24 protein-coding genes are annotated in these 26,857 nt (G+C 69.7%); 19 read left to right on the top strand and 5 right to left on the bottom strand.

What is annotated here, in order from left to right:
* The first annotated feature begins 10 nt into the window (after positions 1–10).
* The 5 genes from ACQPWU_RS24095 to ACQPWU_RS24075 all read left to right on the top strand — a co-directional run bounded on the left by ACQPWU_RS24095 (position 11) and on the right by ACQPWU_RS24075 (position 4,043).
* The gene (locus ACQPWU_RS24095) at positions 11–628 is read left to right on the top strand and encodes an MptD family putative ECF transporter S component (RefSeq protein ID WP_433443799.1); all 618 of its coding nucleotides are present in this window, start codon (positions 11–13) and stop codon (positions 626–628) included.
* On the top strand, positions 625–1,362 hold the full coding sequence (locus tag ACQPWU_RS24090; RefSeq protein WP_433443797.1) for an energy-coupling factor transporter transmembrane component T family protein: 738 nt from the start codon (positions 625–627) through the stop codon (positions 1,360–1,362). Before ACQPWU_RS24095 ends, ACQPWU_RS24090 begins: the two co-directional genes overlap by 4 nt.
* Positions 1,359–2,795, top strand: coding sequence for an ABC transporter ATP-binding protein (locus ACQPWU_RS24085; RefSeq protein ID WP_433443794.1), 1,437 nt, complete (start codon positions 1,359–1,361; stop codon positions 2,793–2,795). Before ACQPWU_RS24090 ends, ACQPWU_RS24085 begins: the two co-directional genes overlap by 4 nt.
* A 6-nt stretch (positions 2,796–2,801) precedes the next feature.
* Positions 2,802–3,122, top strand: a complete 321-nt coding sequence (locus ACQPWU_RS24080; RefSeq protein ID WP_433443792.1) for a hypothetical protein — start codon at positions 2,802–2,804, stop codon at positions 3,120–3,122.
* A gap of 108 nt (positions 3,123–3,230) precedes the next feature.
* Positions 3,231–4,043, top strand: a complete 813-nt coding sequence (locus ACQPWU_RS24075) for a class I SAM-dependent methyltransferase (protein WP_433443790.1) — start codon at positions 3,231–3,233, stop codon at positions 4,041–4,043.
* A gap of 109 nt (positions 4,044–4,152) precedes the next feature.
* Here the strand turns inward: ACQPWU_RS24075 and ACQPWU_RS24070 are convergent, their stop codons facing one another.
* Positions 4,153–4,992 (bottom strand): metal ABC transporter permease, encoded by an 840-nt coding sequence (locus tag ACQPWU_RS24070; RefSeq protein ID WP_433443787.1) that lies wholly within the window; start codon positions 4,990–4,992, stop codon positions 4,153–4,155.
* Positions 4,989–5,408, bottom strand: coding sequence for a Fur family transcriptional regulator (locus ACQPWU_RS24065; RefSeq protein WP_433443784.1), 420 nt, complete (start codon positions 5,406–5,408; stop codon positions 4,989–4,991). The genes ACQPWU_RS24070 and ACQPWU_RS24065 overlap by 4 nt, the downstream gene beginning before the upstream one ends.
* A gap of 48 nt (positions 5,409–5,456) precedes the next feature.
* Between ACQPWU_RS24065 and ACQPWU_RS24060 the strand changes: the two genes are divergently transcribed.
* From ACQPWU_RS24060 to ACQPWU_RS24020, 9 genes are all read left to right on the top strand, one after another.
* Complete coding sequence (locus ACQPWU_RS24060; protein ID WP_433443781.1) at positions 5,457–6,395, top strand: metal ABC transporter substrate-binding protein; 939 nt, start codon at positions 5,457–5,459, stop codon at positions 6,393–6,395.
* The gene (locus tag ACQPWU_RS24055; RefSeq protein WP_433443780.1) at positions 6,388–7,095 is read left to right on the top strand and encodes a metal ABC transporter ATP-binding protein; all 708 of its coding nucleotides are present in this window, start codon (positions 6,388–6,390) and stop codon (positions 7,093–7,095) included. Before ACQPWU_RS24060 ends, ACQPWU_RS24055 begins: the two co-directional genes overlap by 8 nt.
* Positions 7,092–7,913 (top strand): metal ABC transporter permease, encoded by an 822-nt coding sequence (locus tag ACQPWU_RS24050; protein WP_433443778.1) that lies wholly within the window; start codon positions 7,092–7,094, stop codon positions 7,911–7,913. Before ACQPWU_RS24055 ends, ACQPWU_RS24050 begins: the two co-directional genes overlap by 4 nt.
* An 83-nt stretch (positions 7,914–7,996) precedes the next feature.
* A complete protein-coding gene (locus ACQPWU_RS24045; protein ID WP_433443776.1) occupies positions 7,997–8,983 on the top strand; it encodes a CobW family GTP-binding protein in 987 nt (328 codons plus the stop codon).
* Positions 8,980–9,993 carry a WD40 repeat domain-containing protein gene (locus ACQPWU_RS24040; protein ID WP_433443774.1) on the top strand — a complete coding sequence of 338 codons (1,014 nt, stop codon included), beginning with the start codon at positions 8,980–8,982 and terminating at the stop codon, positions 9,991–9,993. Before ACQPWU_RS24045 ends, ACQPWU_RS24040 begins: the two co-directional genes overlap by 4 nt.
* Positions 9,994–10,469: 476 nt before the next feature.
* Positions 10,470–13,730 carry a S8 family serine peptidase gene (locus tag ACQPWU_RS24035; protein WP_433443772.1) on the top strand — a complete coding sequence of 1,087 codons (3,261 nt, stop codon included), beginning with the start codon at positions 10,470–10,472 and terminating at the stop codon, positions 13,728–13,730.
* A gap of 147 nt (positions 13,731–13,877) precedes the next feature.
* A complete protein-coding gene (locus ACQPWU_RS24030) occupies positions 13,878–15,692 on the top strand; it encodes a CocE/NonD family hydrolase (protein WP_433443770.1) in 1,815 nt (604 codons plus the stop codon).
* A gap of 416 nt (positions 15,693–16,108) precedes the next feature.
* Positions 16,109–18,073 (top strand): CehA/McbA family metallohydrolase, encoded by a 1,965-nt coding sequence (locus ACQPWU_RS24025; RefSeq protein WP_433443768.1) that lies wholly within the window; start codon positions 16,109–16,111, stop codon positions 18,071–18,073.
* A 123-nt stretch (positions 18,074–18,196) separates the two neighbouring features.
* On the top strand, positions 18,197–18,460 hold the full coding sequence (locus ACQPWU_RS24020) for a hypothetical protein (RefSeq protein WP_433443766.1): 264 nt from the start codon (positions 18,197–18,199) through the stop codon (positions 18,458–18,460).
* 204 nt (positions 18,461–18,664) lie between these two features.
* On the opposite strand, the gene ACQPWU_RS24015 is transcribed toward ACQPWU_RS24020, so the two are convergent.
* Both ACQPWU_RS24015 and ACQPWU_RS24010 read right to left on the bottom strand, forming a co-directional pair.
* On the bottom strand, positions 18,665–20,953 hold the full coding sequence (locus ACQPWU_RS24015; protein WP_433443764.1) for a polysaccharide lyase 8 family protein: 2,289 nt from the start codon (positions 20,951–20,953) through the stop codon (positions 18,665–18,667).
* 106 nt (positions 20,954–21,059) lie between these two features.
* On the bottom strand, positions 21,060–21,686 hold the full coding sequence (locus tag ACQPWU_RS24010) for a TetR/AcrR family transcriptional regulator (protein WP_433443762.1): 627 nt from the start codon (positions 21,684–21,686) through the stop codon (positions 21,060–21,062).
* A gap of 112 nt (positions 21,687–21,798) precedes the next feature.
* Between ACQPWU_RS24010 and ACQPWU_RS24005 the strand changes: the two genes are divergently transcribed.
* On the top strand, positions 21,799–22,797 hold the full coding sequence (locus tag ACQPWU_RS24005) for an NADPH:quinone oxidoreductase family protein (protein WP_433443760.1): 999 nt from the start codon (positions 21,799–21,801) through the stop codon (positions 22,795–22,797).
* A 226-nt stretch (positions 22,798–23,023) separates the two neighbouring features.
* Complete coding sequence (locus tag ACQPWU_RS24000; RefSeq protein ID WP_433443757.1) at positions 23,024–23,179, top strand: hypothetical protein; 156 nt, start codon at positions 23,024–23,026, stop codon at positions 23,177–23,179.
* On the opposite strand, the gene ACQPWU_RS23995 is transcribed toward ACQPWU_RS24000, so the two are convergent.
* The gene (locus ACQPWU_RS23995; protein WP_433443755.1) at positions 23,176–24,117 is read right to left on the bottom strand and encodes a LacI family DNA-binding transcriptional regulator; all 942 of its coding nucleotides are present in this window, start codon (positions 24,115–24,117) and stop codon (positions 23,176–23,178) included. The two genes, ACQPWU_RS24000 and ACQPWU_RS23995, sit on opposite strands and share 4 nt — an antisense overlap.
* A 165-nt stretch (positions 24,118–24,282) precedes the next feature.
* Here ACQPWU_RS23995 and ACQPWU_RS23990 point away from each other — a divergent pair, with 165 nt between their 5' ends.
* From ACQPWU_RS23990 to ACQPWU_RS23980, 3 genes are read left to right on the top strand one after another with little or no spacing between them, the layout of a single operon-like run.
* Entirely contained in the window at positions 24,283–25,074 is a 792-nt protein-coding gene (locus tag ACQPWU_RS23990) for an ABC transporter permease (protein ID WP_433443754.1), read from the top strand.
* Complete coding sequence (locus tag ACQPWU_RS23985; protein ID WP_433443751.1) at positions 25,071–25,862, top strand: ABC transporter permease; 792 nt, start codon at positions 25,071–25,073, stop codon at positions 25,860–25,862. The genes ACQPWU_RS23990 and ACQPWU_RS23985 overlap by 4 nt, the downstream gene beginning before the upstream one ends.
* Positions 25,859–26,836 carry an ABC transporter ATP-binding protein gene (locus ACQPWU_RS23980; protein WP_433443749.1) on the top strand — a complete coding sequence of 326 codons (978 nt, stop codon included), beginning with the start codon at positions 25,859–25,861 and terminating at the stop codon, positions 26,834–26,836. The genes ACQPWU_RS23985 and ACQPWU_RS23980 overlap by 4 nt, the downstream gene beginning before the upstream one ends.
* The last annotated feature ends 21 nt before the right edge of the window (positions 26,837–26,857 follow it).

The raw sequence follows: 26,857 nt of genomic DNA, 5'->3' as shown, positions 1-26,857 counted from the left end.
AGGAAGCCCCATGACCACGACCACACCGGCCGAGCACCGCTTCGACGTGCGCATGAGCCCGAAGGACCTCATCAACATCGGCATCTTCGGCGCCCTCTACCTCGTCGTCCTCTACGCCATCAACATGCTCGGCTTCGCCGGCCCGATCGCCGTGCTCATCTCGCTTCCCGCGAGCATCGTGGCGTGCGGGATCCCGTTCATGCTGTTCCTCACCCGCGTGCGCCACGCGGGCATGGTCACGATCTTCGCGCTCATCACCGCCGGGATCCTCATGCTCACCGGCCATCCCCCGATCAGCTTCGCGATCACCGTCGTGTGCGCGCTCATCGCGGAAGCCATCATCTGGGCGGGCCGCTACCGCTCCCGCCGCCTGAGCGTGCTCGCCTACGCCGCCTACTCCGCCTGGTACGTCGGCCCGATGATGCCGATCTTCTACGCGCCCGACGACTACTTCTCCAGCCCCTCGATGCAGGCGATGGGAGCCGACTACACCAGCCAGATGCAGGCGCTGCTCTCCCCGACGGTACTGATCGCGTTCGACCTCTCCACGGTCGTCTTCGGCCTCCTCGGCGGGCTCCTCGGCCTGCGGCTGCTGCGCAAGCACTTCGAGAAGGCCGGACTCGCGTGACCTCAACCCCGCTCACCCTCCCGGAGCGCGCCGGCACCGTCCGTGCCCGCCGGGCGCTCCGGCTGGATCCCCGTACCAAAGCCCTGCTCGTGCTCGTCACCAGCCTGGTCGTCATGGCGCCCGGCGGAGCACCGTTCATCCCCGGCGCCCTCGTCCTCGGCACGCTGCTGGCACTTGGCGAAGGCGCATGGGCCCGCGCACTCGCCCTGCCGCTCACCGCCACCGCCATCGCGGCCGTCGCTTACCTGCTGCCCCTGGCCATGCCCCATCCTGTGATCGGCATCGCCGCCACCCTTGCCGCGTTTGTGCTGCGCTTCGCCGCCGTCGGCGGCGTCGCCCTGCACCTGATCCGCACCACCACACCTACCGAGCTCACCGCCGCGCTCCGCGCCGCCCATATTCCCCGCGCCATCACCGTCTCCGCCGCCGTGATGCTCCGCTTCCTCCCCACGATCGTCACCGAAGCCCGCGCCGTCCACGACGCCATGCGGCTGCGCGGCATCGGCGGATGGAGCGGCATGCTCCGCCACCCTGCGCTGAGCATCGAGCACTTCACCGTTCCCCTCATCGCCTCGAGCCTGCGCGTCGCCGAGGACCTCTCCGCCTCGGCCCTGCTCCGTGGGCTCGGCTCCACCGCAAGACCCACCGCCATGCACCCACCGCGCCTCAGCGCCACTGATCTCGCCGCCGTGCTGGTCGCGGCGGCACTGGCCACGGCCACGGTGCTGTGGTGATCGACATCAAAGGCGTGCGCTGGACCTACGCCGGCGCGGACGCCCCCACTCTCGACGACCTCACGCTGCACGTACGGCGCGGCGAGACGGTCGTGCTGTGCGGCCCCAGCGGATCCGGCAAGAGCACCGCACTCAGGCTCATGAACGGCCTCATCCCCCACTTCCACGACGGCGACTTCGAAGGCACCGTCCACCTCGACGGGCAAGCCGTCACCGACCTGCCCCTCGACCAGCTCGGCCGCCGCACCGGCACCGTGCTGCAACATCCCCGCCGCCAGTTCTTCACCGACAGCACCGAGACCGAACTCGCCTTCGCCATGGAGAACTTCGGCGAACCCCCCGGGCGGATCCGCCAACGAGTCACCTCCACCATCGACGACCACGGACTGAGTGGCTTCGCCGGCCTCCGGCTGCGGGACCTGTCGGGCGGCCAGCAACAACAGGTCGCCTGCGCCGCCGCGGCCACCCATCACCCGCCCCTGCTGCTGTTCGACGAGCCCACCTCCAACCTCTCCGCCGCCGCGATCGAACACTTCACCGCCACGCTCACGCGGCTGCGCGCCGACGGAGCCACCATCGTCATCGCCGAGCACCGGCTGCACTTCCTGCGCGGCGTCGCCGACCGGGTCATCGCCATGCGCAACGGCCGCATCCACGCCCAATGGTCAGGCGAGCAGTTCGCTGCTCTGGACGACGACACTCTCCGCGCCGAAGGACTGCGCGGCCTCACACCGCCTCCACGTCCCAAGGCCGTCCAAGCCCACGCGCACGGGCCGAGCGTCGACCATGACACCACTCCCGCCACGACGCCCGAGACCGGCTTGATCCTGCGCGGCATCCGCTGCGCCTTCCACGGCCGCCGCGTACTCGACATCGAGGAGGCGCACCTTCCGGCCGGGGCCGTCACTGCGATCACCGGCCCGAACGGCGCGGGCAAGACCACCCTCGCCCGCATCCTCACCGGCCTGCAACGGCACGAAGGCGAGATACTCCTCGACGGACGCCGGCTCACCCGCACGCAGCGACAGCGCGCCAGCGCGATCGTCATGCAAGACGTACAACGACAACTGTTCACCGACAGCGTCGAGGCCGAACTCCAGCTCGGCGCACCCCGGGACACCGAGCACGAGCTCCGCTCGCACGCGCTCCTGCGAGACCTCGACCTCGAACCCCACAGAACTCGCCACCCGCTCTCCCTGTCCGGAGGACAGCAACAACGACTCGTCGTCGCCGCGGCCCGCCTCAGCGCCCGCCGGATCGTGGTGTTCGACGAGCCCAGCTCCGGCGTCGACCGCCGCCACCTCCACTCCATCACCCAGGTCATGCGCGACCTCGCCGCCGAGGGCGCCATCGTCATTCTCATCACCCACGACGACGAACTCCTCGCCCACACCGCCGACCAGGAGCTCCGGCTACGTCCCATCACCTCGTGAGTACCGTTGCTGGCAGCCTGCGGATCTTCATCGTCTCCCTCAGCCTCCGGCACCCCCGCCGCCGCGACGGCCTCCGCGCCGGTCACCGTGGTGGCCTCGACCAACGTGTACGGCGACATCGCCCAGCAGATCGGCGGCGACAAGGTCCAGGTGATCGCCATCACGTCCATGGTCGGCGGCACCCTGCTCGCCCTGGGCAGCAGCATTCCGATCAGCCCCTGCGTCACCACCATCTCCTTCACCATCTACCTGGCCTGCCGCGCCATCGGCGCCCAGCGCACGCGCACAGGCTGGAGAACCAGGTCGACCGCAGCGGCACCCGCCTGACAGACGGTGACGGGCAGCACAAGCGGTGGCGGTCGATCGCGAACTGCGCCGGCCTTGCGCACCGCGCCACACGAAACGGGTCCGAACCCTCACGGACGGAGAATCCCTATGACATCTACCGGCATCGGCAGCGTCTTCGACAGCGCCGCCACCGAATACGCCGAGGTCTCACCGTTGCTGTGGGACCGCATTGGAGAGGCGACGGTCACGGCCGCCCAGATCCAGCCGGGCGAACGCGTGCTGGACGTCTGCTGCGGCGCGGGCGCCTCGGCCATCCCGGCCGCGCAGGCGACCGGGCCGCAGGGGCAGGTGGACGCCATCGACCTCGCCGCAGAACTGCTCGCCCAAGGCCGGCGCCGCGCGGCACTCGAAGGGCTGGACAACGCGCGCTTCATCCAAGCCGACGCCACCACCTGGGAACCTCACGAGGGTCACCTTTATGACGTGGTGCAATGCGTCCACGGCGTGTTCCTGCTGCCCGACATGGACGCGTCGGCCTCCCGCCTGGCCGGGCTGCTCCGGTCAGGCGGACGGCTGGTCATCACCACCTGGGCCGAAGGAGCGATAGAGGACCTCGGCCGGCTTTTCACCGAAGCGGTCGAGCGCGTACGAGACGTGCAGATAGGCCCGCCCCCCAGCAAGCAGGCGGTGTCGCGGATCGACACCGAGCAGAAACTGGTCGCGTGGCTGACCGCCCGCGGACTGACGCAAGTCACCGTGACCCGCGCACCCCTGCGCATCCCGCTGGACCCCATGCTCTCCTGGCGGATCGCTCTCGGCAGCGGCTTCCGCGGCATGCTCACCGGCCTGGACGAATTCACCGTCGAACGGGTGCGCACCACCTTCCAGCACCTCCGCAGCGAGCGCAAAATGGACGAACTGGACGCCACCTCACTCGTAGGAACGGGAATTTCCGAATGAGAAGTAGCGATCCCAGGGAACTGCCCGCTCGTGCACGACGGTTCTCGTCCACGCTCTGGAAGTCTCTGCAGGATTGCAGAAGCCGTCGGCGGGCTGATCGAGGAGACCCCTAACTGGGCGAATGGGAGCCGCGACGTGGATCCGTGGCTGCTCGACCCCCGTTTCTCCTGAGGTTCATGGTGAAGGCGGCGAGGAAGATCAGGCCGCAGAGCAAGGCGACGGTGGCGGCGGTCGCGAGCCGGTAGTGCAGAGACAGGGCAAGTCCGGCAGCTCCGGCCGCAGCGCCGAGCAGGGCGGCCAGCACCATGGCCGGCAGGAGGCGGCGAGTCCACAACAGCGCGGCTCCGGCGGGCCCGGCGAGCAGGGCGAGTGGCAGCATCGAGCCGACCGCCGGCACGGCGGCCACGACCACCACGCCGAGCAGTACCAGCGGCACGGCGTCGAGCCGGCGCGACGGATAGCCGAGCGCCTGGACGCCGATGGGGTCGAAGGCGGACAGCCGCAGCTCTTTGGCCAGCAATGTGAGCGTGGCGATCACCAGCAAGCCGACGGCGGCGAACACCGCGATGTCGGAGGTGGTGACGGTCAGTGGCGAGCCGACCAGCGCGGCGGCGAGGTCCACCCGGAAGCCGTCAGAGGCGGAGGCCAGGACGGCTGCGGTGGCCAGAGCGCCACTGACGATCACTCCGGTGACCGCGGCTTTTCCGGTTGGGGCGACGGTGGTCCGGCGCAGGGTGATGGCTCCGCCGGCCGCGGCCACCGCGGTGGCGGCTCCCAGCCGGATGTCCACGGCGGCCAGGCCGGCCGCGACGGCGCCAGGGAGCATCACGTGCGAGAGCATGTCGGCGGTATAGGCCAGGCGCCGTAGTACCACGTGCACACCGAGCGCGCCGCAGATCGCGCCGACCATGGTCAGCTCGACCAGGCCTCGCCAGGCGAAGGCGCTCATGGCGCCGCCACGCACGTGGCGCACACGCCGTAGATCTCTTCGGCCATGAAGCCTCCCATGTCGTCGTTCTCGCGCCGCTCCACCACCAGGCCGCAGATCCGGCAGACGAGATGGTGGTGCCGTGCCGGACCACACAACCGATAGGTGGTCTCATCCGCTTGGGAGAAGGCGTGCACCAGGTCGGCCTCTACGAGCGCAGATATCGCCCGGTACACCGTGGTGAGGCCGATGGGTTCTCCTCGCGCCAGCAGGTCGGCGTGCACCTCCTGGACGGTGACCGGCTGTGTGTGGCGAGCCAGCGTGTCCAGCACACGTGCCCGTTGCCTGGTCACCCTGATTCCCGCCCCGCCCAGCACTGCGCTCCACTGCGATTCCTTCATCACATCCATCACCACTCGCTTGACAACGGTTTTCATTTTCTACATGGTTGAGGCCGCAAGCACCAGTCCTGTTCGAGGAGAAAAGTGTTCAAGCGACTGCGCCGGGGCGCCGCGATCCTGGCGCTCCTGGTTTCCGCGGCGTGCGGCGGCACAGCCATACCAGCCACGAAGGCACAGACCACGATCAGCGTCGTGGCGACGACCACCCAGGTGGCGGACCTGGCGCGGCAGGTGGGAGGCGACGCCGTACGGGTCACCCAGCTCCTGCGCCCCAACGTGGACCCGCACGACTTCGACCCCTCCCCCGCCGACCTGCAGGCCCTGGCCACCGCTCAGGTCGTGGTCAAGAACGGCGTGGGCTTCGAGCCGTGGCTGGACGAGGCCATCGCCTCGGCCGGCTACACCGGCCCGGTCGTCGACACCAGCCAAGGCGTCACGCTGCACGAGGGCCACGACGAGGAGGAAGGTCATGAGCACGGCGAGCACGACCCGCACATCTGGCACGACCCGGCCAACGCCAAGATCATGGTGGCCGACATCGAGAAGGCACTCAACCAGGCCGACCCGGCGCACGCGGCTGCGTACGCCCAGCGCCAGAAGGCATATGACGCCGAACTCGACCGGCTGGACGGCTGGATCAAGCAGCGCATCGCCACCATCCCCGAGGCCGACCGTAAGATCGTCACCAACCACGACGCCTTCGGCTACTACCTCGACCGCTACGGGCTGACCTACGTCGGCGCGATCATCCCGAGCTTCGACACCTCCGCCGAGGTCACCGGCAAGGACCTGGCCGACCTGGTCGCCGCCGTGAAGAAGGCCGGCGTGAAGGCGATCTTCTCCGAGTCCACCCTGCCCCCCAAGACCGCCCAGGCGCTCGCCACCGAAGCCGGAACGCAGGTCGTGGGAGGTGAGAACTCCCTGTACGGAGACTCGCTCGGCCCCGCGGGAACGGGCGCCGACTCCTACCTCGGCATGATGCGCCACAACACCGACGTGATCGTCGGAGCCCTCGGTGGCTGAGGCCGCGGTCACCTGCGAGAGGGTGACGGCGTCCTACGGCCACCGGACCGTGCTCACGAATGTGACGCTCACCGTGCCGCACGGCGGCGCCCTGGCTCTCATCGGCCCCAACGGCGCCGGAAAGTCCACGCTCATCAAGGCCGTACTCGGACTGGTCGAGAGCGGCGGCGTGATGCGCGTGCTCGGCCGCGAGCCGGCGCGGGCGCGCCGCGAGGTGGCCTATGTACCCCAGGCCGACACCCTGGACGCCTCCTTCCCGGTCACCGCGGGCGAGGTCGTGCTCATGGGCCGCTACCGCTCGATCGGCTGGCTCCGGCGCCCCCGTCGTCATGACCAGGAGCTCGCCGCATCGGCCCTGGACAGGGTCGGTCTGGCCGCCAGGTCGAAGGACCGGTTCGGCACGCTGTCGATGGGCCAGCGGCAGCGCGTCCTGCTCGCCCGGGCGATCGCCGCCGAGCCGCGGCTGCTGCTGTTGGATGAGTCGTTCAACGGCGTGGACTCCGCCAGCCAGGAGTCGATCCTGGAGACCCTGGCCGGCTTTCGCTCTGTCGGCGCGACGGTCATGCTCGCCACCCACGATCTCGCTCTCGCCCGGCGGGCCTGTGACCTGGTCTGCCTGCTCAACGGGACCGTGCGTGCCTTCGGCCCCCCGGATCAGGTGCTGGAACCCGACCATTTCTTCCAGGCGATGACGCCATGACCCTCCTGGACGCTCCGTTCATGGCGCGCGCGCTGGTCGTGCTCCTCGTGCTGGCCCTGCTGGCCGGTCCGGTCGGTGTCCTCGTCATGCTGCGCGGTGTGGCGTTCGCCGCCGACACCACGGCGCATGCGGTGTTCCCTGGTGTGGCGGCGGGGTTCGTGCTGGCCGGGGAGCCGGGGGTTCTGCCCGGGGCCCTGGCGGCGGCCGTGCTCACCGCGATCGTCTTCACCGCGGTGTCGGCGCGGGTCCGGGCGGATACCGGTCTGGCTGTGCTGCTGACCACGATGTTCTCGCTCGGCGTAGTGCTGATCTCCCAGCGCCGGTCCTACACCGCCGACCTGACCGCGTTCCTGTTCGGCCGGGTCCTGTTCACCAGCACCACGCAGCTGGCGGAGACCGCGGTGCTCGCCGCGATCGTGCTGGCCGCTCTCGCCGTCTGCTGGCGGCCGCTGGTGCTCATCGCCTTCGACCCGGTGACGGCCCGCGCGCAGGGCTACCGGTCAGGGCTGCTGGATCTGCTGTTCAACGTGCTGGTCGCGCTGGTCGTCGTCGTCGGAGCGAGAGCGGTCGGCACTCTGCTGGTGCTCGCGCTGCTCATCGTGCCTGCCGCCACCGCCCGGCTGCTGAGCGACCGCCTGCCCGTGATCGTCCCGTTCGCCTGCGTCCTGGCGGCCATCGCCGCCTGGACGGGGCTCGAGGTCAGCTATCGGGCCTCCATCATGTACGGCTGGCGCCTGGCATCCGGCGCCACGGTCGTGCTGACCCTCGTCGTCTTCTTCCTGCTGGCGCAGGCCGCACGTCGCCTCCGAAGGCGCTGAAGCCATGGACCAGCCCGCTATGTCCCAGCACCGTCCTCGTGGCCGCGCGTCAGCCGTACCTCATCCAAGAAAGGACTACAACCATGTCTGACAACCGTGTGCCGGTGACCGTGCTCACCGGATTCCTCGGCTCGGGCAAGACCACGTTGCTCAACCGGATCCTCACCGAGGAGCACGGCAAGCGCATCGCCGTGATCGAGAACGAGTTCGGCGAGGTCGGCGTGGACGACGCCCTCGTGCTCGACTCCGAGGAAGAGATCTTCGAGATGAACAACGGGTGCATCTGCTGCACCGTACGCGGCGATCTGATCCGCATCCTCGGCGCGCTCATGAAACAGCGCGACCGCTTCGACCGCATCGTCGTGGAGACCACCGGCCTCGCCGACCCCGCCCCGGTCGCCCAGACATTCTTCGTCGACGACGAGATCAAGCGCGGCCTGCGGCTGGACGCCATCGTCACCCTCGTCGACGCCGCCCACGTCCGCCGGCACCTGGACGAGGCCAAACCCGACGGCGTGGAGAACGAGGCGATCGAGCAGGTCGCCTTCGCCGACCGCATCGTGCTCAACAAGACCGACCTGGTCAGCGAGCACGACCTCTGCGCGGTCAGGGACCGGCTGCGACAGATCAACGCCCTCGCCGAGATCATCCCCTCCCACCAGGCCAAGATCGACCTCGACAAGATCCTCGACGTCGGCGCCTTCGACCTCGACCGGGTGCTGGAGACGGACCCTGCCTTCCTGACCGACACCGACCACCAGCACGACCAGAGCGTCACCTCCGTCGGCATCGAGATCCCCGGAGAGGTCGTCGTCGACAAGCTCAACGTCTGGCTCGGCGACCTGCTGTCGACCAAAGGCACCGACATCTTCCGCTCCAAGGGAATCCTCGCCGTCGACGGAGAGGACCGCCAGTACGTGTTCCAGGGTGTGCACATGCTCTTCGACGGTGCCCCCGGAAAGGTCTGGGACGGCGAGCGGATCAACCGGCTGGTCTTCATCGGCCGCGACCTGGACCGCGACGAGCTGGAACGCGGCTTCGCCGCCTGCCTGACGGGAGCCGCCGCATGAGCACGGCGCTTCATACCGCTGCCGCCTGGCGCACCAGTGTGGACGACGCCCCGGTAGCACTGAACACGGTTGGCGGCCTGATCGCGATCGGCGGCGCCGACGGAACTGCGTGGCTGCTGGAAGCGGCCACCGGGCAGCCGCGGGGTACGTACCTGCTGCCAGGCGGGATGCTGGACGTCGCGCTGTCCCCCGATGCCTCCCACCTAGCGGTGACCGGGCCCCTCGGCTATGGCGTCTGGCAGGTCGAGAGCAAGCAGGCGCTCCTGCACAAGAGCGGCCGATGGTCCGCCCGTGTCCGCTGGGCCACCCAGGACCGGGTAGCCGTCGCCGACGGGCGCACCGCCGTCGTGCTCGACGCCTCCGGGCAGGAGCTGTGGCGTACGGTCGCCGCCCCCAGCACCGTCACCGACCTGGCCTGGCTGCGCGACGGCAGGCGCCTGGCGGTCACCGCCTACAACGGTGTCTATTGCCACGAGCGTCACCAGGCGGCCCCCGTCACCACCTACCCTTACGGCGGATCACACCTGGCCATCGCGGTCACCCCGAACGGACGCTGGATCTGCACCGGCAACCAGGACTCCAGCATCCACATCTGGCGCGCTCGCGACGGCGCCGAACTCACCATGTCGGGCTATCCGCAGAAGGTCTCCCACCTCGCCTTCGATTCCACCGGGCGCTGGCTCGCCGCCGACGGCGCTCCTGAGGTCACGGTCTGGGACTTCTCCGGCAAGGGCCCCGCGGGCACCACTCCGAGGATGCTGCCCGGCCACGACGGCGTCGCCGCCCTCGCCTGGCGGCCCGGCGGATCCGGCGTCCTCGCCACCGGGGGCAGGGAAGGCAACCTCTTCTTGTGGCGTCCGGCGACAGGACGCCCGAGCCGCGCCATGTCTCCGTTGCGGACGTGGGCCCCCGGTTCCGAGATCAGCGCACTGGCCTGGACGGATCCGCGGCACATCGTCGTCGCTACCCGTGACGGTCAGATCTCCTGCCTCCCGGTGGATATCGCATGAAACTTCTGCGTGTTTCACGCCAGATCACCCACCAACGCATGCTCCTGATCACGTGATAATCCGTCGCAAACAAGGTCTTTTACGCCCTGTCGAAAAGATCATTAAAAGAGGAGCCATAGACAGTCGCTGACGCACACTTGTCCGATCACGTGAGAAGACGGAACGGGCTGGAGTTCCATCGCGAAATGTGCCGGATTGTCGGCCTGATTCTGGCAAGTCGGTACGTTATCGGCTGGATCACTGCTGATTACACTCCCATTCGGACTGATCCGCCTTGATCGGGCGGCGGTCCAGCTCGTCACCCACCGGGGAGGGTCAGTGATCTCTCCGGTGTGCCGGAAATCGGGGTGACATGACGCCTCCCGGGCGGGCCACGCAGCCCCTCGACGAGGAGGTCCTCCGTGTTATCCCGTTCCTGCTTATCCCGTGTACGACGGCTGGCGTCGATGGCCGTCGGGCTCAGTGTCGTGATCGTCATGAGCCCGGTCGCAGCACAGGCCACGCCGACGCCGCCGCCCGGGAAATGGCGGTCCATTCCCCTGACCGGCGCCGAGCTGGTCGAGGGCGCCAAGTCCCCGACAGGCAAGCTCGCCAAGAGCGATCAGGCGCTCCTGCGCAACACGTCACCGGCGCCGGTCAACGTCGTGGTCAAGCTGGACTACGACTCGCTCGCCGCCTACCGGGGCGGGCTGCCCGGGCTGCCGGCCACCAGCCCCGCCACCACCGGCAGGGCCCTCGACACCAGGAGCACCGAGGCCAGGAAGTACGGCGAGCACATCCAGGAGGTCGAGAACGCCTTCCTCGGCGAGCTGGCCAAGAAGGTCCCCGGCGCGGTGGTCGGCCAGCGGATCAGGACCGTGTACGGCGGCATCGCGCTCAGGATCGCCGGCAACAAGGCGGCCGAGGTGCTGAAGCTGCCCGGCGCGGTCGCCGTGCAGGAGGACAAGCCGCAGCAGCTGCTGACCGACTCCAGCCCCGCTTTCATCGGTGCCGACACCATCTACAACCAGCTCGGCGGCAGCGACTCCGCGGGCAAGGGCGTGATAGTTGGCGTCCTGGACTCCGGCGCCTGGCCCGAGCACCCGTCCTTCGCCGCCAAGCCCGGCCTGCCCGCCCCGGGGCCGACCAAGGACGGCACGCCGCGGGTGTGCGACTTCGGCGACAACCCGCTCACCCCGGCCAACGACCCGTTCACCTGCAACAACAAGCTGATCGGCGGCCAGCCGTTCCTGGAGACGTACAATGCGGTCTTCGGCGGCGAGGTCTACCCCGACAGCGCCCGTGACTCCAACGGGCACGGCACCCACACCGCCAGCACCTCCGCGGGCGGCGCGGTGGCCGACGCCAACCCGATGGGCATCAGCCGCGGCCCGATCCACGGCATCGCGCCCGCCGCCGAGGTCTCGGTCTACAAGGTGTGCGGCGCGGAGGGCTGCTTCCCGTCCGACTCGGCGCAAGCCGTCGCCCGGGCCATCCTGGACGGCGTACGCGTCATCAACTTCTCGATCTCGGGCGGCACGGACCCGTACAGCGACCCGGTCGAGCTGGCCTTCCTGGACGCGTACGCGGCGGGTGTGCTGGTCTCGGCGTCGGCGGGCAACTCCGGTCCCGACGCGAACACCACCGACCACCGCAGCCCGTGGGTGACCACGGTGGCCGCCTCCACCCAGACCAGGACGTTCCAGTCCACGATCACTCTGTCCGGCGGCGGTGCCACGGCGACGATCAAGGGGGCCTCCGTCACCGGGGGTCTCGCCTCGCCGCTGCCGGTCGTGCTGGCGTCGGCGCCGCCGTACTCACGCCCGCTGTGTGACGCCCCGGCGCCGGCCGGCCTCTTCACCGGGAAGATCGTCGCCTGCGAGCGCGGCCCCAACCGGGTGCTGAAGAGCTTCAACGTCATGCAGGGCGGCGCGGCCGGGATGATCCTCTACAACGCCTTCCCGTTCGACGTCTTCACCGACGCCCACTGGGTCCCGTCCGTGCACATCGAAAAGCCCGAGACCGACACGCTGATGGCCTTCCTGGCCGCCCACCCGGGAGCGACGGCGTCGTTCACCCAGAGCGTCAAGGCCAGCTGGCAGGGCGACGTGATGACGTACTTCTCCTCGCGCGGGCCCGGCGGGGACTTCCTCAAGCCGGACGTAACCGCGCCCGGCCTGCACATCCTGGCGGGCATGACCCCGACCCCCGAGTCGCCGCTCGAAGGGCCGCCCGGCAACCTCTACCAGGTCATCCAGGGCACCTCGATGTCGGCGCCGCACGTGACGGGCGCGGCCGCGCTGGTGTTCGCCCTGCACCCGACCTGGACGCCGGGACAGGTGAAGTCGGCGCTGGAGACCACGGCCAAGACCGCCGTCACCAAGCCGGACCGGACCACGCCGGCGGACCCGTTCGACATGGGCGGCGGGCGCATCGACCTGACCAAGGCCGGTGACCCCGGGCTGACCCTGGACGAGAGCGCCGCCAACTTCATCGCCTCGGCCGCCGACCCGCTTGACCGGATCGACCTCAACCTGCCCTCGGTGAACGCGCCGACCATGCCGGGCATCATCACCGCCAAGCGCACGGTCACCAACACCACGAGCAAGTCGCTCACCTTCTCCGCCTCGGCCACGACCGTCAGCGGGGCGGACATCACCGTGCTGCCGCCGCGGATCACCGTCGCGCCGGGCAAGAGCGCCAAGCTGAGCGTGATCATCACCGCGCCGGAGCTGCCCGACGGGCAGTACTTCGGCCAGGTGAACCTCAAGCAGGTCGGCGGCTCGCGCGCGCTGCACCTGCCGGTCGCGTTCTTCCGCCAGGAAGGCACGGTGCCGGTCGACCAGACCTGCGCGCCGTCTGCCATCGCGAGGAACACCGGCGAGTCCACCTGCACGGTCACCGTGCAGAACAACACGCTCCAGAACGCGGAGGTGACCGCGCTCACCACGCTCGACGCCCGCCTGCGCCTCAACAGCGTCACGGGGGCCACCAAGGTGGGCAGCCAGATCGCGACCACCAAGGCGACCCTGGCCGCCACGCAGCCCGCCCGCCCGACGATCGCACCCGGTGCGGGACCAGCCGGCTACCTCCCTCTGGACGCCTTCGGCGTCACCCCGATCCCGATCGGTGACGAGCAGGCGCTGAACCTCACCGTGCCCGCCTTCACCTTCGCGGGCCAGACCTACACCAGGCTCGGGGTGACCTCCAACGGCTACAGCGTCGCGGGCGGCACCGCGGGCGGCGACGACATCGTCTTCCTGCCGCAGTCGTTGCCCGATCCGGCGCGGCCGAACAACGTGCTCGCCTCCTACTGGACCGACCTCGACGGCACCGGCGCCCCGGGCATCCTCGCCACGGTCCTGACGGACGGGGTCAACCGCTGGGTGGTGGTGGAGTGGCAGGTGAACATCTTCGGCACCACCGACACCAAGGTGTTCCAGCAGTGGATCGGGGTCAACGGCGCCGAGGACATCAGCTACGCCTACGACCCGGCCCACCTGCCAGGCGCCCCGCCCGCCGCCGCGGGCCTGACCGTGGGCGCCGAGAACGCGGAGGGCACGGCAGGTGACCAGATCACCGGGCCACCCACCGAAGACCTGGTCATCAAGAGCACACCGGCGGTTCCCGGCGGCACCCTGACCTACTCGATGAAGGTCAAGGGGGTCAGTACGGGGGTCGGCAAGGTGACGACGGCCACCTCGACACCGCAGGTGAGGGGGATAACGGTCGAAGTGGACAAGATCACTGTCCAGTGAACCCACCGGCGGCCGCGGGCGGTATGCGCCCGCGGCCGCCGCACCGCTCACCTCTTCCACGGCCAATCCACGCCAAAGGTCAAGTGGAGACAAATCCGGAGAAAATCGTTACCCTCCCATCGCCAGCCAATGATCACGGGAGTGTCTATGAACATTCGCGGGAAGGCGTCGGCCGCTGCGGCTGCCGGTGCACTGGTCACCATCACTACCCTCACCGCGGGCGGAATACCCGCGTCTGCCCAGGACAGAGCGGCGGCTGAAGCAGTTGGGGACCCGGTCACGCACGAGGAGAACCCGCGGGTTCCCGAGGGCGCCGCGTGGACGGAGGCGTACTTCCCGTCCTCGGACGGCAGTGGTGTCGAGCTGCACGCCGACGTGCTCCGCCCGGCACACCTGCCGGCCGAGGCGAAGACGCCCGTGATCCTCTCGGTGGGCCCCTACTTCGCGCACGCGGGTCAGACGGGTCCCGAGGGGTGGGACAGGGTCGGACCGTCGGCGCGTTTCCAGGACTTCATCGACGGCGCCGACCTGATGGCGCGCGGCTACACCTTCGTGATGGTCGACCTGCGCGGCTTCGGCGGCAGCACCGGGTGCCTGGACTGGGTCGGCCCGGGCGAGCAGGCCGACGTCCGGGCAGCCATCGAATGGGCGGCCGGCCAGCCCTGGTCGACCGGCAAGGTCGGCATGTACGGCAAGTCGTACGACGCCGTCACCGGGTTGGTGGGCAACAACCTCAAGCGGGAAAGCCTGAAGGCGGTCGTCGCGCAAGAGCCAGTCTGGGACATGTACAACTACTTGTTCAGCAACAAGGTTCCGCGCCCCAACGTCACGGGCACGCCGGAGGCGTACAACTCGATCGCGACGATCCCTTCGATGGCTGACGACAGCGACCGGTACAAGGCGAACGCGGCATACGAGGAGAGTCATCCGCAGTGCCTGAGCGACAACCTCACCAACAACAACAACCCCGACCCGCACTCGGCGTACTGGAGAGCCCGCAATCTGGCCGCTCAAGCGGCGGGCACCAGGACGCCGTTATTCGTGACCCAGGGGTTCATCGAGCCCAACACCAAGCCTGAGGACATGGAGGAGTACCTCGACAACCATCGGAGTAGGGAACGCGGTTGGCTCGGCCAGTGGGAGCACGTGCGGGGCAACGACACCGACGCCAACGGCCGGCTGTTGCAGGGGCGTGCCGGCTGGTTCGACGAGGTGATGCGCTTCTATGACCAGTACCTTCGCGGTATCGCCCCGTCGGTGACCGACCCGGCGTACGCCGTCGAGGACAGCCTCGGCCGCTGGCGTGCCCAGCCGACCTGGCCTGTGATCGCGACGTCGTACGACGCACGGCTCTCCTCCGGCCAGTACGTCGACGACGGAGGCGGCTCGACGGCGACCGCCCAGGCGGATGGTGGCCGCTGGGACATGGAGCACGCGCCGCGGATCGAGCCGCTGTCCGGCGCCGAGAAGAACATGGCCAAGCGCGGCGACGCCGCCGCCGGCAGCTTCTGGACCTGGTCCACGCCCGCGCCCCAGACCCTTCGGATCACCGCTACGCCGAGGATCAGGCTCAACGCGAGTACGAGCGGGAACGTGATGGTCCGCCTGTGGGACGTCGCTCCGGACGGCACGGCCACGATGTTCGACGAGAACGTCGCCCTGCTGGAGCGCCGAGGACCGATCTCGTTCGACCTGAAGTCGACCGACTGGACCTTCGAGCGGGGGCACCGGCTGGGGGTCCAGATCGGGACCATCGACTCCGGCCGCTGGCGGGACGTGCCCTCGGGCAACACGATCAAGGTCTCCGACGCGCGGCTGGCCCTGGACGTGCAGGCACCGAGGTTCGACGTGCCGACGCAGGGTGACCGCTCACCGTACTTGGACCAGTACCTCGCGGCCAACACCACCACGCTCGGCAACATCGGTCCCGGCACCTTCCCGCTGAGGGTCTCACGGGGCTGACCAAGCGTCTGCCCGGTACCCCCACGCGGGTGCCGGGCACCCGGCCGACCCGGCGACGGCCCCGAAAGTGACAGACCCCGCAGCATGGTCTTCGCGGAAACCTGCTGCTCCACAATGCAGTCCAGCGGCATGCGAGTACTCACAAAACACCGGCGCGCCGGTGGGGTTGGCGGTGACGCCGAGCAGGTGGGCGCGGCGGCTACCGTGTTCCAGCATGATCAGGGCGTACAGGCGTGTGAGGTTGACCCTGTCCACATACAGGAAGTCGACGGCGACGATGTGCTCGGCCTGAGCGGCGCGAGCAGGAGAGCGCGCGGCCGGACCTGGAGCACGCGGCGCGGCTGGAACCCGGGGACGAGGACATCCGGGCCCTGCTTTCGACAATTCGAGGGGGATCCGTGCAGGAGTACCGCCACTTGCGCGACCGACATGGGGTGACCTGGGGTGAGGAACTGATCCCCTACGTCGGAGAGGTGGCCACGAGCGCCTACCTCATGAACGGCCACGACTACTGGGCCGCCTGCTTCCGCCAGCTCGGTGGGGCGCGCCGCGACATGGACGCGCGGATGGGCGAGCTCGACCTGGACCGCGTGGTGCGGGACGCGCTGGGCGGCGACGTCCCGGACAACCTGGCGGCCTTGCGGCTCACTCCCGAGGGCGTCCGGCTGGAGGCCCGGATGCTGGCCGTACTGGACGACACGCCGCTTCGGACCACGCTGCTGCTGGACTCCGGCACAGCGGAGGAGGTCACCGTGATCGTGGACGGCGTCGCGCACGTCGTTCCACCGGGAGGTGCTGAACTGGTGGCGATCACCAGCGCCAGCACGGTGATCGCCGGGGAGCGGATCGACCTCTCCGGCCTCGCCAGGAGAGCATCCGCGGCCCGGGTGCGGCTGCGGGCCGGGTTCCCGTGCAGGTGGACCGTCACCGGCGAGGGCGGGCAGGGCTGGTATCCGCAGGGCGCCGTTCGTGCGGTGGATGCCCACCTGCGACCGTATTTCCACGGGGACGACCTGGTGGTGGACGTCCCCGCCGAGCCGCTCACTGTGTCCGTGACGCGCGGCATGGAGTACGGCTCGGCCACGGTGGAGGTGGCCCCGTCGCCGGGAGAGGAGCTGACCGTCGAGCTGACCCCCGAACGCATCCACGACGCGGCCGCCCGCGGCTGGTACGGCGGCGACCTGCACGTCCACCTCAACTGGATGGGCGACGACCCGGCGACCCCCGAGCGTGCCGCCGCCGCGCAGATCGGCGAGGACCTGCACGTGCTCAACCTGGTCGCGGGCAACGTGGCGGGCGAGCGCGTCTATGACCGGGAGCTGCTGGAGGAGTGGGTCGGGCGGGACCTGCCGTGGTCCGACGAGAGGCACGTCGCCCGGTTCGGCGTGGAGTACCGCAATGACCTGCTCGGCCACGTCAGCGCCTTCGGCCTCGCCGACGTGCCCGCCCGTTTCCACAGCGGCTTCGGCGACAGTCCGGACGCGCACCCCAACAGCGCGCCGCTGGCGGAGCTGCGCGGCCTGGGCGCGATCACCGGCTACGGTCACCCGTTCCACACCGATCTGAGCGAGACCGACCCTCCGGAGCGGGCCGTGGCCGCCGGTCGCAACTGCTCGGCCAGGGAGATCGTGGTGGACGCGGCGCTCGGCCTGATCGACAGCCTGGACGTGCTCAATCACTCCTCCATCCAGGCGACCGCCGTGGTCTACCGCCGGCTCGTCGGGGCCGGCAACCGGCTCGCGGTGACCGCCGGCACCGACGCGGTCCTCTCCATCTCACGGCGCGGCACCGCCTCCAGCCCGCCCGGCTGGGAGCGGGTGTACGCCCGGGTCGACGGGCCGCTGACCGCGCAGTCCTTCGCCGAGGCCGTACGACGGGGACGCACGTTCGCCACCACGGGACCCTGGCTCGAACTCGACGTCGGCGGCCACCAGCCGGGCGACACGGTCCAGGCGGCCGAAGGCGACACGATCGTGATCGCCGCGCGGACCATCGGCCCCGAGGTGGAGTGGCTCCAGCTCAGGACCGCCGACGGCGTCCTCGCGGAAGGCGGCCCCGGCCTGCTCACCGCCGAGATCGTCGTACGCGAGCCGACGTACGTGGTGGCCGTGGCGGGAGGCGGGCCGCATCCCCGGTCCCTGCATCCTGCGGGGGTCTACGCGCACACCAGCCCGGTGTACATCGCAGATCACATCGCCCGGCGGGCCGATGTCGAGTGGTGCCTTCGCTGGCTGGAGCTCCTGGAGCCGCTGCTGGAATCGGACGGCAAGTTCAGCACGGCCGCGCAGCGCGCGGCGCACCGCGATCTGCACGAACGAGCCCGCGCGGTGTACGAGGCCAGGCTCCATGCTGCGCGCCGCCTACCTCGCGGAGGCGCCTGAAGCGGGCCGGCGCTACCTCGAACGGCCGGGGGCCCGAGGTCGGGCGCCCTGCGCGGCCTGCTCATGCCGTACCGGCAGTGTCCTCTTCGGCGCTCAGCCCGAACGGGTCCAGAAGCCTTACGGATGACGACCAGGCCGGAATCCGTGGGCCTCGACCATGGCCACCGCCTCGGCGAAGCCGTGCACGAGCGCGGCCGGGCTGCGGGCATCGATCCCGGAGTTACCGCGTGCCCGGCCACCGACGCCGCGCTCGGCCGTCCGGCCACCGCCTCCTCGGCCGAGCGGGCCATCCAGGCCTCACCCGACGGCTCGACGTGGAGCACGCTGAAGACCGTCACCGGTGCCACCGGTGGCGGGCAGGCAAGGACGGGCACGGCCTCTCCGTGACGATCGGCCGCAACGGCGCCGCCAAGCTGTACGTGGTCTCCACTTCGACGATCTTCGGGGCGGTGACGCCGTACAGCGGACCCGACGACCGCTGGGAGTCCGTACCCGCGGGCCGCCGCAGGCTCCCCTCCTGGCGGGGGTGGCTGCCCACGGCTCGACGCCGGTCCCGGTCAGCCGAGGTGCGGCTTCGAGCGCCTCGGCGGTTCAGACGCGCACCACCGCGGTGTGGGCGTGCCCGCGGCTGCCACCGACTTCCACCTTGACCGCGCTCTTGGCCCTGCGCACGCTGCGGTCGCTTTCCTTGACCGATTTCACCGGCCAGGGCAGCGTGATCTTCACCTCGTCGGCGGTCCTGGACGGGTCGGAGACCGCGAGCCGTACCTGCTTGTGGTCGCGGCGGATCAGCAGCGTGCATGGGCCGTCGGCGGCGAGCGGTCCATCCGCGGTCTCGACGGTCCCCGCGCGCCAGAAGACGGCGGCGAGCACGTTGTCGCGGGAAATGGCCTGCGCCGCTCCGGAGTTGGCGAGGATCTCGATCCGCCGGCCGTAGGCCGCGGTCTGCGCGATGGAGGCGTCGGGCAGGACGGCATAGGCGTAGCGTGCCTTGCGCGGATCGACGCCGTGGTCGATGAGGATCGTCGTGTAGTGCCTGGTGACGGGGGTCTTGTCGCCTCCGGTGGTGGCACCCTTGTCGATGTCCCGCCAGCGGCCGGTGCGCTTCTTGCGGATCACCTTCGCGTCGACGCCGTCGAGCAGCGCGTAGCCGGCCACACCGGACAGGTGGACCCAGCCGTCTCCCCGGGTCAGCGGCGGATGCCTGTCGTGGGTGTTGCGGTTCTCCACGATGGTCTCGATGCGGCGGCCGTCGGAGGCGGCGATGCCGGTGCCGAGGGCGATCACCGCGTCATCGAGGAGGAACCACGCCTTCTTGGCCCGCAGCGAGGAGCCGTCGGCGATCAGCTTCATGGCCGCCACGCCGTATTCGCCGTCGAGTGCCACGCCGCCCGCCCACGGGGTGGGCGGCAGGCGACGCTTGCCGTGCGGGAGATCGGCGCGTCTGCGGGTGTCGACCGTCGTGCCCGGCAGCCGGTACGGGTCGATCGTGGGCCACAGGTCATCGTTCCAGTGGGTGAGGTCGCCGGTGTAGAGGTAGGTCATGCCGTCGCCGGTGTACCAGCCGTGCTGGTTCTCCCGGTTCATGGCCTCGGCCGCGCCGATGCGCTCGGAGCTCATCGCGATCGCGTAGGCCCAGGTGGGACGGCGGTGCACGACCCGGTCCATGTCGGGGAAGACGTACGTGCCCGTCGTGCGCGGGCCGACCGGCACCGACGGGTCCTCCAGCAGGGCCTTGGCCCGTGCGATGCTCGCCAGCGGCGCGAGCGTGTCGTAGGGGATGGCCTGGTTGCGGGTGAGCCAGCCCTTCACCAGCGGTCGCCAGCGCCGGGCATAGCGCTCGGGCGCCGCCTCCAGCAAGGTGAGGATGGCCTCGACCGCCTTCTGCCCCGAGTGGTAGTCGCGGTGGCCCTGCACCGAGATCTGCCGGCCGCGTACGCAGTCCATCATCAGCCCGTCGAAGATGAACGGCGCAAACGAGCGGTCCACGATGTCGTAGGCGTTCCCGATTCCGGCGATCTCCCACGGTGACGTCGCGAGCATGGCGATCAGCTTGGCCACGCTCTCCAGGTAGTCCACGCCGTAGCTGCCGGTGTAGGGGTACACGTCGTGCTGGATGAACGACCCGTCACGGTAGAAGCCGTCGCCTGGGCCCGCGGTCGGCCGCAGCAGGTCGGAGACCGCGTCGCTGGCCCGCTTGATGAGGCGTGCGTCGTGGGTGAGCAATCCGCGCATCGCCACCGCCATGGCCTTGCCCGCCCGGTTGGCGCCGGTCTCGACGACGCCGGGGTGGCTGACGCGGCGCTCGGGGTCGGGGCACCAGCGGCGTAACGGGCGCAGCCAGCGCTCGAGGCGGTCCTTGGGCAGGCCGTCGTACAGCAGGGCGCAGGTGTCGGTCAGCGAGCGGGGGACGCCGATCTCCCACCAGAACCAGTTGCTGCCCCGCGGGTCGAACCCCTCGTGGTAGGCGTGCTCGTACAGGAAGTCCAGCGCACTGACCGCGGTCTCGGCGACCTGCCTGTCCCCGTGCATGGCGGTGCCCGGCGTGGCCCAGCCCAGCGCCAGTGTGCGCATGCGGTTGTAGGCGCGGTTGAAGTTGCCCGTCCGGGGGTCCTCGAGCGGCAGGTCAGGCCACAGGCTCGGGCGGTCGGGGGTGGGCTTCAGCTTGCGCAGCACCGCATTGGCCGAGCCCTCGATCGCCTGCGTCTTGTCGGTGTAGGCGGAGTTGTACGACCCGCCGGCCAGCAGGCTCACCCACCGCTCACGCGCGGCGTCGAACGCGGCGGCGCCGACCGCCTCGGCCGGTCTGTCCCACAGGGCGAGGCCGGCCACGGCCGCGGCGCCCAGCAGGGCGGACCGGCGACTGAGGGGGTGGGTCATGGAGGCCTTTCCGACAATCGGGCAAATACCAGATGAAAAGATCATATGCCGACAAGCGGGTGGATCATTTCGACTCTGCGACGGTGAGGTGCTTGCCGGTAGTCGTCTAGCTCACTGGGTGTGACGGCGCGGAGGTGAGGGTGTCCCAGGCGGCCATCGCGCAGGTGATGACCGTTTCCAGCTCGGCGCGGGTGGCGCCGTCGCGGGCTTGTACGGATAGGCCTTGCACCACGGTGGTGTAGTAGCGGGCGAGGGCGTCGAGGCCGGCGGGCGGCTCGGTGAGGTCGCCGTCGGTGACGCCGCGGGCGAGCCGGTCCTTGACGGTGGTGAGCATGTCGCGCCGCAGGTCGGCCAGGAACTCCCGGACCGCGTGGTTTTCCACGGCACCGATGGGCGCGGCGAGGATGAGCATGCAGTAGTGCGGGGTGTCCGGGCGGGTGATCTCATCGGCGGTGGCGCGCAGCATGGCGTGGATCGCGGCGCGTGTGGTCGGTTGTTCGCGCAGCGCGCGTCTGGGCGGCTCGCCTGAGGTCGTGCCGTAGAGCGCCATGACCTTGCGGAACAGGTCCTCCTTGCTGCCGAAGCAGGCGTAGATGCTGGCCGAGGCGATTCCCATGGCCTGGGCCAGGTCGTTGAGCGAGGTGCCCTCGTAGCCCCGTTCCCAGAACAGGTCCAGCGCCTGGCGCAGGGCGGCGTCCGGGTCGAATGTGCGCGGCCTGCCGCGAGTGGTCATCGGGATGCTTCTCCGTACTTGTTTGTCGTTCGATCAAGTTTACCTTGACCTACCTTGGACGGCCGTGCCACGATTTGTTGGTCGTTCGATAAATAAAGAGGGAGCCGACGCCGTGAGCATTCCTGCAACCATGCGTGCCCTGCAGCAGACATCACTGAACGGCCCGCAGGACCTGCGCCTGATCACCGACGCGCCGGTGCCGAGCCCAGGCCCCGGCGAGGTCCTGATCCGTGTCACCGCCGCCGGTGTCAACTTCGTCGACATCTCACAGGCCCGCGGCACGTTCGCAGGCGGCCCGCAGCCGCCGTATCTGGCGGGCATCGAGGGCGCCGGTGAAGTCACCGCCGTCGGTGACGGGGTGACCGATCCGGAGCCCGGCGCCCACGTCATCGGCGTCGGCGTCAGAGGCGGCGCCTTCGCCGAGTACATGGTGCTGCCCGCGGCGGCAGCGGTCCCCGTGCCGGCGGGCTGGGCCGACGAGCAGGCGCTGGGCCTGGTCGTGAACTGGCCGACCGCGCTGGCGGCGCTCAAGCCACTGGGCGGCATCGCCGCAGGGCAGACCGTACTGATCCACGCCGCTGCGGGCGGGACCGGCCAGGCCGCGGTGAAGATGGCCAAACACTACGGTGCGACGGTGATCGCCACGGCATCGCCAGGCAAGCACGAGGTGGTACGGGCTCTGGGCGCCGACCACGTCATCGACTCCCGCGGCACCGACATCGCCGCCGACGTCCTGCGGCTGACCGACGGTGCGGGCGTCGACCTGGTACTGGAGTCGGTCGGCGGCGCCACCCTGGATGCCAGCCTGGCCGCGACCAAGCGGGTCACCGGCCGGGTCGTCGTCTACGGCCTGGCAGGCGGCGAAACCGCGATCACCAACTGGGAACTGGTCTACAAGCACCAGGTCCACGTCATCGGCCTGAACATCGGCACCCTGATCCAGGCCGCGCCGCAAATCTTCGGCGAGGTCATGGGCGAGTTGTTCGGGCTCCTCGCGGCCGGGGTGCTCGGCCCCGGCCGGCCCACCGTGCATGAGCTGGCCGAGGGACCGAAAGCACTCGCGGAACTGGAAGCGCGGACCACCGTGGGCAAACTGGCGCTACTGCCCTGAACTCGGGATCAGACGGTTTCCCGACAGGCTGCCGACCGGCCCCAGAGAACAGGACGACAGGGGAGTCCCTGCTCCGGCAGCGGCACGTCCTCACCGAGGCCGGGCTGCTGGTCCGATACGACCGCGCCCGCGTCCTGCTCGACACCTGAGCCGGGCTCGACCTGCGCCAGTTGCGCCACGGCGCCGCCACCATCTCGGAGAGGCCGAAGTCCCGCTGGAGCTCATCATGGGCAGGACCCGGCACAAGAACCCCCGCACCGCCATGCGCCACGTCAAACCTGGCGCCGAAGCCATCGCCAAAGTCACCGAGGTCTGGCACCTCGCCGCCGCACTCACCGCAGTTGGCCCGGAGCTCCGTCCGCTACGGCAAGCCGCCACCTAGCTGATCGGGACGGTGAGGCGGCGTCTGGTGGGTGGTAGCTCCCTGCGCTCGCCGAGGAGGGTCATGAGCTGGTCCATGGCCACCTCGCCGAGCTTCTCGCCGTCCACGTCGATCGAGGGGACGTCGCTCAGGCCGAGGCTCTCGACGATCATGCGCTCCGAGCTGACCACGACATCGCGGATTCCGCGGCTGAGCAGGGCGAACATGAGGCCGAGGCCGATCGAGGTCGCGTAGGGGACTACGGCGGTGGCGCGGGCGTCCACCACGGCCTCTGCCGTCTCCACTCCGGCGGCGAACGTCGAGGGGTAGGGGCCGAGCATGGTCAGCGTCGCGCCGCTCGACTCGGCCGCGGCGCGGATGGCTGCCTGGCGCTGGCGATCCTGCCAGGAACCCGCCGGGCCGCCGATGTAGACGATGCGCTCGTGGCCCTTCTCGGCGAACCAGCCGACGAGCGCGCCGAAGGCGGTCGCCGTGTCGGCGACTGCCGAGGTCATGCCCTCGATCTCGCGGTCGATCAGCACGGTCGGCTTGTACGACGCGGCGGCGCGGACGATCTCGTCCGAACCTCGGGGCGCGGTGAGCAGGAAGCCGTCGACCTGGTGCGCGAGTTGCTCGACCGCGGCGAGCTGGGCTGCGTGCTCCAGAGAGTGCACCGCTATGGTCAGCTGCATGCCCGAGCCGGCCGCGCGCGCCTGGGCACCGCCGATGATCGGGGTGAAGAAGGTGTTGTCGAGCGTGGGCACCACGACAGCGACCACCCCGGTCCTCCCGCGGGCCAGCTGAGTGGCTGCCCGGTTGGGGACGAATCCGAGCCGCTCAGCGGCTGCGCGGACGCGGGCCACCGTTTCCGGGGCGGCCAGGTCAGGCCGGCCCAGGGCGCGGGAGGCCGTCGCCTTGGAAACCCCGGCCAGCGCGGCGACGTCCGCGAGTGTCGGCACTGATCCTCCTTGAGTCGTTTACACGGAATTCACACGGGGGTTTGTGCGCGAGGCCGCTCATAATCTATGGTCAGGCTCGTGGAACCGGTTCCGCAACCGGTTCCAAGCAAGCGTACGCCACGGAGAAAGGACGCCGACATCTCCCCCAAATCGGCCCTTCTACTGGTGCCTGGTCTCGTCCTTCTCGTCGCGGGTTTCCTCATCCCCTCCGCCGCGATGCTCTTCGCGCCGCCGGACGTGCCGACCAGCGATATCTTCGCGCGCTTGGGCGAAATGCTCACGGACCCCTACGACCTGGAGGTGATCGGGCGCACGGTCGGGCTGGCCCTGGCTGTCACGATCATCTGCGTCGTCCTCGGCTTTCCCATCGCCTACTGGCTCGCCCGCTCGCCGTCACGCTGGAGCGGGGTCTTCCTGGCAGTAGCGATCTTCCCATTGATGCTGAGCAACGTGGTGCGGACGTTCGGCTGGCTGGTGATTCTCGGCTCCAAGGGGGCGCTCGGCCGGCTACTGGTCCAGCTCGGCATCGTCGACGTGGCGCCGCAGCTGCTCTACACCAAGCTGGCGATCGTCCTCGGCCTCACCCAGCTGTTCCTGCCGCTGGCGATCATCTCCTGCTACTCGGCCGTCGCCCAGGTCGACCCTGGCCTGGACGACGCCTCGCGCGGGCTCGGCGGGAGCAGGATCCGTACGATGTGGAGCGTCGTCATCCCGCTGACCATGCCGGGCATCGTGGTGGCCGCCACCCTGGTCTTCGCGGGGTCCGTCACCGCCTACACCACGCCCTATCTGCTCGGCGGGTCCAGCCAGCGGATGCTCTCCACACAGCTCTTCAACTACGCGAGCACCACGGTCGACTGGGCCTCCGCCTCCGCGACGGCGCTCATCATGACGGTCCTGGTCTTCCTGGTCTCCGGGCTGTCCTCGCTGATCGGGCGGAAGGGGGCCACCTCATGAAGCGGCCGATCACAGCGGCGCTCGCGGTCATCGGCTACGTCATCATGATCGTGCCGATCATCTTCGTGGTCGCCACCGCTTTCACGGCGGGAAGCACCCTGAGGTTCCCGCCCGACGGGATCTCGCTGCGCTGGTTCGACGAGGCGCTCGGCTACGAGCCGTTCATCGAGGCCGCGATCTCCAGCCTGGAGCTCGCCGTACTCGCCACAGCGCTCGCGCTGCTGATCGGCGTGCCTGCGACGCTCGCCGTCCACCGTGGAAAGCTCCCTGGTAAGAGCCTGGTCGAGGGGTTGTTCCTGTCGCCGCTCATCGTCCCTGAGCTGGTCGTCGGCCTCGCGCTGTTCCAGCAGCTGATGATCGGCATGGACCTGGACAACTTCAGCACCCTGCTGGTCGGGCACACGGCGCTGATGCTGCCTTACGCGGTGCGCGTGACCGGCGCCTCGCTCGCGCTGGCCGACCCCGTGCTGGAGGAGGCCGCCCGGGGTCTCGGCGCCTCGCCGCTGCGCGCGTTCTTCAACGTGACGTTGCCCGTCCTGCGTCCGGGGATCTTCTCCGCCGGGCTGCTCAGCGTGGTCACGTCGTTCAACAACGTGCCGCTGTCGCTGCTGCTGCAGGGACGCGACTTCCGGACGCTGCCGGTGACGATGCTCGACTACGTGCAGCAGTCCTATGACCCGATGGTCGCCGCCGCTTCCACCCTCATCCTGGCCGCCACCGTGGTCATCGCGGTGATCGCCGAGCGCACGGTCGGATTCGCCAAGATCTTCGGAGGGATCAATCAATGACCGCCGCCGCCGAGTTGATCGGAGTCACCCAGAAGTTCGGCTCCTTCACCGCCGTCGATGAGATCGACCTCACCGTGCCGTCAGGAAAGCTCACGACGCTGCTGGGCCCGAGCGGCTGCGGCAAGACCACCACGCTCAGGATGATCGCGGGCTACTCGGCACCGACGTCGGGGACGATCCGCATCGACGGGGTCGACAGCACGCGCACGCCGCCGGAGAAGCGGGATCTGGGGATGGTCTTCCAGTCGTACGCGCTGTTCCCGCACATGACGGTGGCCGACAACGTCGGTTACGGGCTCAAGCTGCGCAAGGTGCCATCCGCGGAAAGACGGTCGCGGGTCATGGAGACGCTCGAGCTCGTCGGGCTCGCGCACCTGGCCGACCGCAAGCCGAAGAAGCTCTCCGGCGGGCAGCAGCAGCGGGTGGCACTGGCCAGGGCGATCGCGATCAGGCCCAAGCTCCTGCTGCTGGACGAGCCGCTGTCCAACCTCGACGCCCGCCTGCGCGTCCAGATGCGGGCCGAGATCAGGCGCATCCAGGCGGAGACCAAGCTGACCGTCATCCTCGTCACCCATGACCAGGACGAGGCGCTGGAGATGTCCGACGAGATGGTCATCATGAACCAGGGCAGGATCGTGCAGCAGGGCGCTCCTCAGCAGGTCTTCCCCCGTCCGGCCGACCGCTTCGTCGCCGAGTTCCTCGGCTACGAGAACTTCCTCACCGCGGCCGACGGCACCCCTCTGACCATCCGGCCCGAGCACCTGCGCATCGTCGAGAAAGGTCACGGCCTCGACGCGACGGTGGCCGACGTGGCCTTCCGCGGCGTCGACCTGCTGGTCTCGCTCGACGTGGTCGACCCGTCGGGCGCGACCGTCAGGCTGCTCGCCGACGTACGCAGTGGCGCGACCCTGACACCCGGATCGAGCGTCGCGGTGATCGCGCCAGACGACCAGCTGGTCCCACTCCCCCGCTGAAAGCCCTCTGAAAGAAGGAAC

Source organism: Nonomuraea sp. CA-141351 (assembly GCF_050944675.1).
In the GTDB taxonomy this organism is placed as follows: Bacteria; Actinomycetota; Actinomycetes; order Streptosporangiales; family Streptosporangiaceae; genus Nonomuraea.
This window is presented reverse-complemented; position numbering and strand designations above follow the sequence as displayed.